Here is a 13,079-nt window from a genome sequence, read left to right on the forward strand (position 1 = left end):
CATTCAAGCCGAAGCCGCTCCGCAGGCCGGCTTGGTTCCCGACTCACGAACGTGCGCTGCTGGCCCTCAGCGGCCCCAGCCCGCGAACGCGGCCAGCTCCTCCGCCTGACCCTCGGGAAAGCATTCCTTGAGCAGGTCGAGCAGCGCCGACACCCTTGAGCTGAGCAGCCGTCGCGACGGGTACAGCGCCCATATCTCGATGGGCGGCGCCTTCGCATCTCCCCACGACACCAATGTGCCCTCCCTGAGATCGTCGGCAACCAGCGAGAAGGGCAGCATCGCCGCGCCGGTACCTGCACGAACGGCATCGCGCACCATGGTCAGTGCGCCCAGGCGCAGCACCGGATCCACCGCGATACGCATCTCGCCACGCGGCGTCACCACGTCCCAGCCGGTGGCATTGCTGGACGGACGGAACACCGCAGGCGCCGTCTCGCCCATCGCGGGCAGGGGCAGGTCCGGGTGCGCCACCGCCACCAGGCGGTCCCGGATCAGCACCCGCCCCACCAGCCGCTCATCCGGATCCGGATTGACCCTTATCACCAGGTCATAGCCTTCTTCCACCATGTCCACGGCGCGGTCTTCGGTGGTGACATCGAGCCGCACCTGTGGGTAGCGCTTTACGAATTCGGCTGCAATCCTGCCCAGCGCCATCTGCGAGAACAGCATCGGTGCACTCACGCGCAGACGCCCACGGGGCGTGTCGCCACCTGAGGCAATGGACGCGGCCGCTTCGTCCAGTTCGGTAAGCAGCGTCTCGGTGCGCTCGAACAGCGCCCGACCTTCCTCGGTGAGCTTCAGCGTGTGCGAGCCACGCTCGAACAGCCGCACCCCCAGGCTGGCCTCCAGCTCACCCACGCGGCGCGAGAGTGTTGCCTTCGGGCGGTCCGCTGCGCGCGCGGCACGGCCAAATCCGCCGTGGCGCGCCACCAGGTTGAAGTCGGCCAAGGCCAGCAGGTCCATGTGTTCCACCAGCGAGACAGGTGGTCCAACTATATGGGCTATCGGCCCGCACGCGGATCAACAACCATGAGGCCTCACCACCTACCCGGAGTACCCCATGACCATTCTTGTTACCGGCGCCACTGGCACCATCGGCCGTCAGGTCGTCCAGCACCTCATCCAGCGCGGCGCAAGCGTTCGCGCACTGGTCCGCACCCCGGCCACCGCCAACCTGCCCGCCACCGTGGAGCTGGTGCAGGGCGACATGCTGGATGTCGATGCCCTCCGCCAAGCGCTGAAGGGCGTCTCCACGCTGTTCCTGCTCAACGCCGTGGTCGCCGACGAATTCACCCAGGCACTCATCACCCTCAACGTCGCCCGCGAGGCCGGGGTGAAGCGCGTGGTGTACCTGTCGGTGATCCACAGCGACCGCTACGTCAACGTGCCGCACTTCGCGGGCAAGTTCGGCGTGGAGCGCATGATCGAGCAGATGGGCTTCAGCGCCACGATCCTGCGCCCGGCCTATTTCATCGATAACGACCTGACCATCAAGGACGTGGTGCAGGGCTACGGTGTGTACCCCATGCCGATTGGCAGCAAGGGGCTGGCGATGATCGACACCCGCGACATCGCCGAGATCGCCGCCATCGAACTGCTCAACCGCGAACAGGCGCCGGACAACAGCGCACTGACCCGACTCAATCTGGTGGGCCCGGAAGCACTCACCGGAGAAAAGGTGGCCGCAATCTGGAGCGATGTGCTGAACCGCCCGATCGCGTACGGCGGTGATGACACGGCCGCTTTCGAGCAGAACCTGCGCCAGTTCATGCCGGCGTGGATGGCCTACGACATGCGACAGATGGCCGAGCGTTTCATCAGCGACGGCATGCTGCCGGGCGCGGGTGACGTGGAGCGGTTGATGCAGTTGCTGGGTCGGCCGTTGCGTACGTACGCCGCGTTTGCGGCGGAGCATGCGTCAGCGGGCTGAAGGCCGAGCCTGGGCAGCGGTTGAACAGCCAGCCCTTGGAGCCTCGGCCTTCGCCTTCTGGATGCACGCGATGGTTGACAAGGTAGAACGATCGTTCTACCTTGGCGCCATGGATAAGACAACGACCGACACCCGACTGAAGATCCTGGACACGGCGGAGGCGCTGATTTACCAGAACGGAATACATGCCACCGGCATGGATCTGCTGGTGAAGACCTCAGGCGTTGCGCGCAAGAGCATTTACCGACACTTTGAAAACAAGGACCAGGTTGCCGCAGCCGCGTTGAACGCGCGGGACGTGCGCTGGCTCAATTGGTTCAGGCAGGAATGCGACAAGGCCGGCAGCCCGGAAGCGCGCATCCTGGGCATGTTCACGGTGCTCAAAGGCTGGTTCGAGTCCGAGGGCTATCGCGGCTGTGCCTTCATCAACACGGCAGGCGAGGTCGGCGATTCCCACGACCCGATCCGCATGATCGCCAAGCACCACAAACAGAAACTGCTCGATTACACGCTGGAGCTCACCGGGCAACTGAACATCGCGCAGCCGGCCGTTCTGGCGCGGCAGCTGCTGGTTCTGATGGAAGGCGCCATCACCGTATCGCGCGTGATGGGTGACTACGACGCCGCAGACACCGCAAGGGATGTTGCCCAGGTGTTGTTGAAGCAAGCCACGCGCTAACGCCGCAGTAACCGAAATCCCGCCGCAGTACCCCGTTCATCCATTTCCATTGGAGGCCCCACCGTGTCCGCAGAAGCACCCCGTCCCCCCCTTCCCCCGTTCACTCTCGAATCGGCGATCCAGAAGGTTCGCTTGGCAGAAGATGGCTGGAATTCCCGCGATGCCGACAAAGTGGCGCTTGCCTATTCGCTCGACACCCAGTGGCGAAACCGCGCCGAGTTCACCAACGGCCGCGAGGAAGCCCGGCAGTTTCTTGCCCGAAAGTGGAAGAAAGAGCTTGAGTACCGGCTGATCAAAGAGTTGTGGGCATTCACCGGCAACCGCATTGCCGTGCGCTACGCCTATGAATGGCGCGACGACTCTGGAAACTGGTTCCGCTCCTATGGAAACGAGAACTGGGAATTCGGCGCGGACGGTCTGATGGAGCGCCGCTTCTCGTGCATCAACGACATGCCCATCAAGGACAGCGAACGCAAGTTCCACTGGCCCCTGGGGCGCCGCCCGGATGATCACCCGGGGCTGTCCGACCTGGGTATGTAAGCTGGGAGCCAACGTGAGGAAGACCCGCGGGCGTGAATGCGCCCGCGGGCCTTCCATGTCAGCGCCGGGGTGCTCCTTCGCTTCAGGGGTCGGGCTACGACTGCACTTCAGCGCGGAACGCGATCTCGATCAACTGTTCGGGGAAGGCGAGCGCTGAAACCCCGATGAGGTTGCTGGCCACCTGGGGAACAGGCTGGCCATAGACGGCGGGCCTGACCTTGCCGCTGGCGGCGAACGCGGCCGGCACATCGATTACGAAAAGAGTTTCCTCCACCACATCTGCCAGCGATCCGCCCAGCTCGGCCAACAACACTTCGGCGTTCTCATAGGTGCGCTTCATCTGCGCCTCCATGGTGTCGAAGTTGGCAGGCTTTCCGTCTGCACCCAGAGCTGCTGGGGCTACCAGCTGTCCCTCCGGCGTGTGTGAGAGCTGGCCCGACACGAAGATCGAATTGTTCACGCGCACGGCCTGCACGTAACCATAGGCCGATTCCCACGGCACGCCGAAGCTGGCCGTCTTGCGGTTGGAGGTGCTCATTTCGCTTTCTTCCCAGAGTGAAGACGCCAGTCTGCCGGTAGGCATGGCCGCGCGCCTGCCCCGAAAGGGTAATGCAGGAGCAGCTGCATAGGCCGCTGGCGTCCGCTTCTGGCCGAAAGCGGATACGGGCGGGAGGGGCAAGCGATGATCGTCGCAGGCCCAAATGCCGCGCCCTGGTACCCAAGCGCTGTCCATCAATGCCGCAGCGTCTGGTCATTTCGACTCAGTGCGCCTCGCCAACAGCGTGCGCGCATCAAGCCCCAAACGCACCATCGATCGTGTGCATCGCGCCAGTCACGAAGCTTGCCTCTGGCCCGGCCAGCCAGGCCACCATGCCTGCCACTTCCTCCGGGCGACCGTGACGCTTGATCGCCATGAAGCTGTGCATCAGATCCTTCATGGGACCATCCTCGGGATTGGCATCCGTATCGATGGGGCCGGGCTGAACGATGTTGATCGTGATGCCGCGCGGCCCGAAGTCGCGTGCCAGGCCGCGTGCCAGCCCCTGCAACGCGGACTTGCTCACCGCGTAGGACGCCATGCCCGGCACCGGCATCCTGTCGCCGTTCACCGAGCCGATCACGATGATGCGACCGCCATCGCCCATCGTGCGCGCCGCCTCGACGGAGGCGTGGTACGGCGCATGCACGTTGATGCGCAGCAGACGATCCACGGCGTCGGGGTCCTGCTCCAACGCATCGCCGAAGATCGCGATGCCCGAGTTCACCACCAGCACGTCCAGCGGACCGGTGTGGCGGACGCGTGCGATCACCGCGTCACGGTCCGCGCTGTCGGTCTTCTCGGCCGTCGCCCCGGTTTCCGCGGCCAGCGCATGCGCCGCATCCGGGGACCCGCTGTAGGTGAAGGTCACTGAAGCTCCGTCCGCCACGAAGCGGCGCACGATCGCCGCGCCGATGCCGCGGCTGCCGCCCAGTACCAGCACCTTCTTGTTCTCAAAAGCCATTGTTGGACACGCCTGAGTGAGTAATGTAGCATCCACTATAGAAATGGCATTCGGCACCTGTCAAGGAATTTAATAGTGGTCGATACAAAAAAATCTCGACCCCGCGGTCGGCCCCGGGCGTTCGACCCCGACGCTGCCGTGGCCACCGCGCAGCAGCTGTTCCATGCGCGCAGCTATGACGACGTCAGCGTGGCGGACATCACCGGCACCTTGGGGATCAATCCGCCCAGCTTCTACGCCGCCTTTGGCAGCAAGGCGGAGCTGTTTGGCCGGGTACTCGACCGGTATGCATGCGACGGGGCAATCCCGCTGCGGCAACTGCTGGATCCGGCCCGGCCCGTCATCGACTGCCTGGCCGCCGTGCTTGAGGAAGCTGCATGCCGATACGCCGGCAAGTCGGGCGCGTCCGGGTGCATGGTCATTGAAGGGGTGCAGTCCATCGATGAGGACGCCAAGCGGGCGGCCATGGTGTTCCTGGTCGGCGCTGAAGCGGCGATCCGTGACTTCGTAGCGGCGCGCCACCCGGAAGCCGCTGACCGGGTGATGGACTACATGACCACGGTGATGATGGGGCTGTCCACGAATGCGCGCCGAGGGCATGACCATGCCCGGCTGCTGGAGTCCGCGCGGCTGGCGGTTGGGGGGTTGGAGCGGGCGATGGCCGGCCCCGGGTAGCCGCCGCTGGTACGTGACCGTGCATGTCATAGGGTCGCTTCGTGCGGCCCTTTTTCATGGGCCGAAATCACCTTCGAGGTCGATGGCGCCAGGCCGCGAGCGCCTCCAAGTTGCTGTTTTACTTAACCATTCACGGATGGCGCCGGGCATCTGCAGGAAAAACTAAAGATTGGTCCCCTGATGCCGATGATGTGATGCACGGCACACTTTCACGTTTTTTAAACAATTGCGTCATCAGGGGACCAAGGAATGAACAAAGTATTCAAGGTGGTATGGAGCAAGGCCGTGGGTCAGTGGGTTGTGACCTCCGAATTCGGCACGGCCGCACGTGGCCGCACCCGCCGCACGGCCAACCGCTTGACCACCGGCCCGCTGGCGGCCCTGAGCCTGATGACCGCGCTGGCGTTGTACGGTCCCTCCGCGATGGCGGCGGTGGACATCACCAACATCGGGTTCGAAACCGGCACGCTTAGCGGCTGGACGTACTCCAAGACCGGCACCCAGGGCTCTACCAGTTATGGCACCACTGGTGTCGGCGCCGCGGTGGTCACCGGCATGACCGATTTCGAGGCTGACAACGGCAGCCATACCTGGACGGTGACGCCCTTCGGCAACAACATGGCCTCATTGCAGGCGGGTAATGGCTCGGACACGTTCGCCACGGCTGCAGCCGCACTTGGGCTGAACGCTGCGAGCAGTGCGCTGGTGGAAAGCACGATGGCCGGGGCGCCCAGGAATGCATCGTGGCTGTATCAGGACCTGACCCTCGCTGCGGGGGACTACTTCAGCATGGCGTGGCAGTACGTCTCGACCGACTACGAGCCGTTCAACGATGCCTCGCTGACCTCGCTGATCAACCTCGGCGACGCCTCGGTGTTCGCGACGGTGAACAACCAGAACGCGCAGTACGCGCTGCTGGGTGCAACCAACCTCGGCACGGGCAGCTACTCCACCGGCAGTTATGGTGCGACCGGCTGGCAGGTCGCAACGTACCAGGTCAGCACGGCAGGCACATACCGCCTGGGGTTCTTGTCACTGAATCTGAAGGACACGGCGTACAGCCCCGTGCTGTTCGTCGACCAAGCGCCGGGCCTGACATTCGACAAGGGCGTGCCCTTCGGTCCGGTCGCGCCCAATCCGGGCAGCGGAGCGCCGACCACGCCGACCACGCCGACGACCCCGACCGGCCCGATCGTCATTGATGGGCCCAAGGGCACCGATGAGCTGGGCAACGAAGACGAGGCCTCGTTCGAGGGCGGTACGCTGGTGGTCGACAAGGACACCAACGTGGATGTCGACTTCAAGATCGACGACAAGCCCGGCACCATCGATCAGAACGGCCACGACTCGACGTTCACCGGCAAGATCGACGACGCCACCAATGGCGTCCCTGGCTCGCTGATCGTGAAGAACAGCGGCAACGGCGGTTCGGTCACGCTGACCAACACCAACGGCTACACCGGTACCACCGAAGTCGACGAGAACGCCACGCTGGCATTGTCCGGCAATGGTTCCATCGACAAGTCGAAGAAGCTCGTGATCGACGGTACGCTGGACGTGACCCAGGCCGGTCCCGTCGTGAACATCACCTCGCTGGACGGCAAGGGTGATGTGGCGCTGGGCAACAACACGCTGTCCATCACCGATGCCAACGACGAGTTCGAAGGCACCATCGGCGGGCAGGGTGACGTCGCCATCAAGGGCGGCACGCAGGTGCTCTCGGGTAACAACACCTACGCTGGCGGTACCTCGGTCAGCAACAACGCCGTGCTGCAGGTAAGCAGTGATGAAAACCTGGGCGACGCCGCAGGCAAGCTCACGCTTGATGGCGGCACGCTGCACACCACCGGCGACGTCAACAGCGCTCGTGACGTCGTCCTTGCGGGCAATGGCACGTTTGATACCGACACCAACACCACGCTGACCAACAGCGGCGATGTGTCCGGTACGGGCGGCCTGATCAAGAACGGCGAAGGCGCCCTGGACCTGACCGGCACGGTCAGCCACAGTGGCGGCACGACCGTCAACGAAGGTGAGCTGACCCTGTCCGGCCAGAACACCTACACCGGCGGCACCACGCTCAACGGCGGCGTGCTCAACGTCAGCAGCGACGGCAACCTCGGCGATGCCGCAGGCGGCCTGACCTTCAATGGCGGCACCCTGCACACCACCGGCGACGTCAACAGCGATCGTGACGTCGTCCTTGCGGGCGACGGCACCTTCAATACCGATGCCGACACCACCCTGACCAACAGCGGCGACGTGTCGGGCAATGGTGGCCTGATCAAGAACGGCGAAGGCGGCCTGGACCTGACCGGTACGGTGAGCCACAGCGGTGGCACCACGGTGAATGACGGCGAGCTGACCCTGTCGGGCCAGAACACCTACACCGGCGGCACCACGCTCAACGGCGGCGTGCTCAACGTCAGCAGCGATGGCAACCTGGGCGATGCAACGGGTGGCCTTACCTTCAATGGCGGCACCCTGCACACCACCGGCGACGTCAACAGCGATCGAGACGTGGTCCTTGCGGGCGACGGCACTTTCACCACCGATGCCAACACCACGCTGACCAACAGCGGCGACGTGTCGGGCAATGGTGGCCTGATCAAGAACGGCGAAGGCGGCCTGGACCTGACCGGTACGGTGAGCCACAGCGGCGGCACGACCGTCAACGAGGGCGAACTGACCCTGTCGGGCCAGAACACCTACACCGGCGGCACGACGCTCAATGGTGGCGTGCTCAACGTCAGCAGCGATGGCAACCTGGGCGATGCCGCAGGCGGGCTGACCTTCAACGGCGGCACCCTGCACACCACCGGCGACGTCAACAGTGATCGCGACGTGGTCCTTGCCGGCGACGGCACCTTCAATACCGAAAGCAACACCACGCTGACCAACAGCGGCGATGTGTCCGGTACGGGCGGCCTGATCAAGAACGGCGAAGGCGGCCTGGACCTGACCGGTACGGTGAGCCACAGCGGCGGCACCACCATCAACGAAGGCGAGCTGACCCTGTCGGGCCAGAACACCTACACCGGTGGCACCACGCTCAATGGCGGCGTGCTCAACATCAGCAGCGACGGCAATCTCGGCGATGCAACGGGCGGCCTGACCTTCAACGGCGGCACCCTGCACACCACCGGCGACGTCAACAGCGATCGCGACGTGGTCCTTGCGGGCGACGGCACCTTCAACACCGACACCAACACCACGCTGACCAACAGCGGCGACGTGTCGGGCAATGGTGGCTTGATCAAGAACGGCGAAGGTGGCCTGGACCTGACCGGTACGGTCAGCCACAGCGGCGGCACGACCGTCAACGAAGGTGAGCTGACCCTGTCGGGCCAGAACACCTACACTGGCGGCACCACGCTCAATGGCGGCGTGCTCAACGTCAGCAGCGACGGTAACCTGGGCGATGCAACGGGCGGCCTTACCTTCAACGGCGGCACCCTGCACACCACCGGCGACGTCAACAGCGATCGCGACGTGGTCCTTGCGGGCGACGGCACCTTCAATACCGACACCAACACCACGCTGACCAACAGCGGCGACGTGTCGGGTACCGGTGGCTTGATCAAGAACGGCGAAGGCGGCCTGGAGCTGACCGGTACGGTCAGCCACAGCGGTGGCACCACTGTCAACGAAGGCGAGCTGACCCTGTCGGGCCAGAACACCTACACCGGTGGCACCACGCTCAATGGCGGCGTGCTCAACATCAGCAGCGATGGCAACCTGGGCGATGCAACGGGCGGCCTGACCTTCAATGGCGGCACCCTGCAGGCATCCTCGTCGATGACCACCGGCCGTTCGATGGTGCTGGACAGCGTGGGCGCGCTGCGCAGCAGTGAAGGCAGCACCCTGACGGTCAACGGCCCGATCAGCGGCGGCGGCACCCTGGTGGCGGACGGCCAGGGCACGCTGGTGCTTGGCGCGGCCAACACCCACGCAGGCGGCACGCTGATCAGTGGCGGCACGGTCGTGCTGGCGCATGCTGGCGGGCTGGGTTCCGGCGCCGTAGCGATCAATGACGCGACCCTGCGCACGACGGTCGACGCCCAGGTGACGCAGCCGCTGCTCGTGATGGGCGAGGCTACTCTGGATGTGGCCTCGGGCACCACCACGCAGCTGACCGGCATGCTGGACGGTTCGCGCAGCACCGGCTGCTTCATCAAGAGTGGTGCGGGTCGCCTGAACATGGCAGGCACCGCGGTCCTGGCCAATGGCACGTGCGTCAACGAAGGCACCCTCAGTGCCAATGGCGTGCTGATGAGCAATGTGCAGGTGGAACGTGACGGTACGGTGCGTGGCACGGGCACCATCGCCGGCAACATGCGCGTCGATGGCACGCTGGCCCCGGGTAACTCGCCGGGCACGCTGGCAGTGACGGGTACGGTCACGCTGACCGACGACGCCACGCTGCAGATCGATATCGACGGGTACGGCACCGGCGCCGGCGCGGGCAACTACTCGCGCCTGCTGGTGTCCGGCGCGGCCGGTCGCTTCGTCGCCAACGGCACCCTGCAGCCCCTGCTGCGCGGCATCAGTGGTAATGCGGGCAACACCTTCACCCCGAAGGTGGGCGACATGTTCCGCATCGTCAGTGGCGAGGGCGGCGTGACCGGTACCTTCGACAGGATCCTGCAGCCGACCGAGGGCCTGGCCGCCCGCACGCGTTTCCAGGTGTACTACACCACCGGTTTCGACATCGATCTGTACGTGACACCGACGGCCTACAGCGCTGACCTGGTGGGCAAGGTCAACGGCAACGGCTTGGCCACTGCGGCTGCACTGGATGCATTGGTGGAAGCCAGCGACGCCGGCACCACCACCGCCGAGCAGACCGATCTGCTGCGCGCGGTATGGCAGCAGGATGCGGTGGCGCTGCCGGTGCTGGTGACCGCCCTGACCGGCGAGAGCCACGCCAAGCTGGCCGCGCTGGCGCAGTCCAATGCGACCGCACTGGCCGACGACGTGACCGGTCGACTGGGCCAGGGTGTGCTGCTGGATGCCTCCAGCACGCGTATCGACCAGCTGCTGTGGGCCAACATCGGCTACGGGGATCTGTCGGTGGACGCGGATGCCAGCGCCGACCGCTTCGATGCCCGCCAGCGTCGTGCCACGGCCGGTATCGACGTGTACCGCTCTTCCAACGTGGCGTGGGGCGCCGGCCTGGGTCGCACGACGTCGGAACTGGAGCGCAGCCCGCTGGACAACACGCTCGACAGCAACGCGTTCTTTGCCTATGGCGCGGCCAGGGCAGGTGCGGTGGTGCTGGACGGCATGCTGTCCTACTCGGCCGATCGCTGGGAAAGCCAGCGTCCGGACGCCCTGGGTGCCGATGGTCCGCTTTCCGGCAAGGCCTCGGGCACTACCCGCATGGCCAGCGCCGGTGTCAGCCTGCCCTTCACCGCGGCAGGCCTGAGCTGGCAGCCCTCACTGCGCGGCAACTGGCAGAAGGTTGAGCGCAACGCCTACCGCGAAGGGGGTAACTCGCTGGCGGCGCTGGACGTTGCACGCCTCCAGGCGGAAGGTAGCCGCGCCACGCTCGGCCTGTCGGTCGGCTCGCTGCGGAACGATCCGCTGGCAGCGCGCGGGACCTGGCAGTTCGGTCTGCAGGCAGGCATCAACCACGGCCAGGCCCGCCAGGCCACGGTGACCACCGCACTGGCCGGCCAGCGCGTGGACCTGTCCGCCGCCGAAGCGGGCAAGGCCTTCGGTCGGGCCCAGCTGCAGGGCACCGTGCGCCTGGGAGCGTCGACCTACCTCTACGGTGGCGTCAGCACCGAGCAGGGGTCGGGCGTGGAGAACAACAGCGTCAACGCGGGTATCCGCATCGCGCTGTGATGCCAGGCAGCGGGAGGGCACTGCCTTCCCGATGCGGCATGCAATCGAGGCCGCGCAGCCCACTGGGGTGCGCGGCCTTTTTCGTGAGGCCGGCTATGGCGTGCAGTTCGTCAGCCCCGAGGGCGGCGCGGTGCCGCTGGCCTACATCGATACCCGCAACCGCGAGCACAAGGCGATGGTCTACAACGCCGACTTCATGTGGGCCCTGGCCAACACGCGCCGGCCCGACGAGGTGGATCCGGCGGGTTACGCCGCGCTGATGTACATCGGTGGCAGCGCGGCAATGTACGGCGTTGCCGAGCACCCTGGCCTGCAGTCGCTGGCGGTGCGCATCTACGAGCAGCGGGGTGGCATCGTCTCGGCGGTGTGCCACGGCAGCGCGGGGCTTGTGAACCTGACCCTGTCCGATGGTTCGGCGTTGGTCGGAGGAAAGCGGGTCACCGGGTATCCAGATGCCTTCGAGGACATGGCGGCCGCCTACTACAGGACTTTCCCGTTCTCGATTGAACAACGGCTGCGCAAGAGCAATGGCCAGTTCCGCCACGGTGCCCGCGGAACGTCCCACGTGGAAGCTGATGGGCGGCTCATTACCGGTATGAACTGGGAATCTACCCGTGGCGTGGTTGCCGCGATCGTGCAGCAGCTGGATGCGCAGGGTGACGCGGTACCCAAGGGCCCGCCGACCGGTGGTTGAGGGCTGCGGAAATGCTGCAGTCGTTATTAATGAAAGAGTCTGGCAGGAGCCTCGGTGTTTCTACCTACGCGCGAACCTCGTCGCCGGTCGCATCGCGTTGCTCAGTCTCGTCTGTACACGTCGACCTGGGTCGATGCGCCTGCGGACTGACCCAGCTTGGAGATGTCGTTCCACTGGTCAAGGTTCGGTCTTGGATCCGGACCAGCAGCGGGAACGCCAAGAAGCTGAGCGTTACTTCCCAACTGGCGCATGAACTCCGTCGTATATGTTTGGACAGTCGCCGGATCGGTCGAGCTCTGGTTCGGAAGATACTTCTCAAGCAGATAGTCGACCCTGTGGTCCCCCATCATCCGGGCCACCTCTAGCTTTGCGCGAAGCATCGCGTCCACCGTCTGCGGGTCGCCGTTACGCTCTTTGAGCATTGCATGCTCAGCGATCGCGCCCTCCTCATAGGCGTAGACGGCCCCTTGCGACGCGGCATTGTTCAATGCAGCAATCGCCGCTGGCACCTCTCCGCGCTTGATCAAGGCCAATCCGTACAGCGTGCGCGACTTGGGGTCATCCGCCCGACCAAGTTCGTCTATGGACATGGCGTCCAAGCCATCCAACTCGCGCTGCGTTGGGTAATAGTGCTTCTCAAGCCAGGCAAGTTCAGCCTTGGACAGCGCAACCAGTCGAGGATCAGCGTTCGGCAGCTGGGAGGAATCCACTTGGCTTGTGTTTACAGGACCTGGCGTCAGGCTCTTACTGCCTGCAGCCTCAGTCAAGGCCTTGCCACGAGCGGCGAACTCTTCGAGCGTGCCGCTGTCCGATTGGGCAGCGCCACTGGCTGGGGCCGTCCGGTCAGTCCTGCTATAAACAAGCCACCCGCCGAAGATCGCGACAAGCGAAACTGCGCCCACAACAACTAACTTCTTCATCAATTCGACTCCTTAACTACTCCTTGTCGATTGAACTTCTAATTCGTTCGCTGTCCGTAGACGCAAGTGGCAGCCCCTTCTCGCCGGTAGCGCAAAGCGCACCGCATGAGCGATGAGGCAAAAGACAAGTGGGAAAGGAGGCGACTGGAGCGACCTTGCCCCATGCCTGATGCAACCCGACCTTCCTTGTCACGGCCTGTCACTTAGCTAAGCGGTTTGACCCCTGTCCTTGGATGCGCCTGATCGCAGCTCGTCGCGGAGTATATTCAAGCGGAAGCCGTAGTCAATA

General features: G+C 64.8%; 10 protein-coding genes. 6 read left to right on the forward strand and 4 right to left on the reverse strand.

Translation table 11 applies throughout. From position 1 onward, the window contains the following. Positions 1–66: 66 nt before the first annotated feature. Positions 67–963, reverse strand: a complete 897-nt coding sequence (locus FSZ13_RS14630; protein ID WP_145480930.1) for a LysR family transcriptional regulator — start codon at positions 961–963, stop codon at positions 67–69. Positions 964–1,060: 97 nt separating this feature from the next. Here FSZ13_RS14630 and FSZ13_RS14635 point away from each other — a divergent pair, with 97 nt between their 5' ends. From FSZ13_RS14635 to FSZ13_RS14645, 3 genes are all read left to right on the forward strand, one after another. Then, positions 1,061–1,930, forward strand: a complete 870-nt coding sequence (locus tag FSZ13_RS14635; protein WP_145480931.1) for an SDR family oxidoreductase — start codon at positions 1,061–1,063, stop codon at positions 1,928–1,930. Positions 1,931–2,039: 109 nt separating this feature from the next. Then, positions 2,040–2,609 carry a TetR/AcrR family transcriptional regulator gene (locus tag FSZ13_RS14640; protein WP_145481200.1) on the forward strand — a complete coding sequence of 190 codons (570 nt, stop codon included), beginning with the start codon at positions 2,040–2,042 and terminating at the stop codon, positions 2,607–2,609. A 63-nt stretch (positions 2,610–2,672) separates the two neighbouring features. Next, positions 2,673–3,149, forward strand: coding sequence for a DUF1348 family protein (locus tag FSZ13_RS14645; RefSeq protein WP_025875918.1), 477 nt, complete (start codon positions 2,673–2,675; stop codon positions 3,147–3,149). 94 nt (positions 3,150–3,243) lie between these two features. Here the strand turns inward: FSZ13_RS14645 and FSZ13_RS14650 are convergent, their stop codons facing one another. Continuing rightward, a complete protein-coding gene (locus tag FSZ13_RS14650) occupies positions 3,244–3,687 on the reverse strand; it encodes a RidA family protein (protein ID WP_145480933.1) in 444 nt (147 codons plus the stop codon). Positions 3,688–3,940: 253 nt separating this feature from the next. Then, positions 3,941–4,651 (reverse strand): SDR family oxidoreductase, encoded by a 711-nt coding sequence (bdcA, locus tag FSZ13_RS14655; protein WP_145480935.1) that lies wholly within the window; start codon positions 4,649–4,651, stop codon positions 3,941–3,943. A 75-nt stretch (positions 4,652–4,726) separates the two neighbouring features. On the opposite strand from bdcA, the gene FSZ13_RS14660 reads away from it, so the two are divergent. The 3 genes from FSZ13_RS14660 (at position 4,727) to FSZ13_RS14670 (ending at position 11,870) form a co-directional block, all read left to right on the forward strand. Continuing rightward, positions 4,727–5,326 (forward strand): TetR/AcrR family transcriptional regulator, encoded by a 600-nt coding sequence (locus FSZ13_RS14660; RefSeq protein WP_095362551.1) that lies wholly within the window; start codon positions 4,727–4,729, stop codon positions 5,324–5,326. Between the two features lie 249 nt (positions 5,327–5,575). Then, positions 5,576–11,176 carry an autotransporter-associated beta strand repeat-containing protein gene (locus FSZ13_RS14665; RefSeq protein ID WP_145480937.1) on the forward strand — a complete coding sequence of 1,867 codons (5,601 nt, stop codon included), beginning with the start codon at positions 5,576–5,578 and terminating at the stop codon, positions 11,174–11,176. A 31-nt stretch (positions 11,177–11,207) separates the two neighbouring features. Further along, positions 11,208–11,870, forward strand: coding sequence for a type 1 glutamine amidotransferase domain-containing protein (locus FSZ13_RS14670; protein ID WP_145480938.1), 663 nt, complete (start codon positions 11,208–11,210; stop codon positions 11,868–11,870). 101 nt (positions 11,871–11,971) lie between these two features. Here the strand turns inward: FSZ13_RS14670 and FSZ13_RS14675 are convergent, their stop codons facing one another. After that, positions 11,972–12,790 carry a hypothetical protein gene (locus FSZ13_RS14675; protein ID WP_145480940.1) on the reverse strand — a complete coding sequence of 273 codons (819 nt, stop codon included), beginning with the start codon at positions 12,788–12,790 and terminating at the stop codon, positions 11,972–11,974. Positions 12,791–13,079 lie beyond the last annotated feature (289 nt).

The organism is Stenotrophomonas rhizophila (assembly GCF_007667275.1).
Lineage (GTDB): Bacteria > Pseudomonadota > Gammaproteobacteria > Xanthomonadales > Xanthomonadaceae > Stenotrophomonas > Stenotrophomonas maltophilia_AE.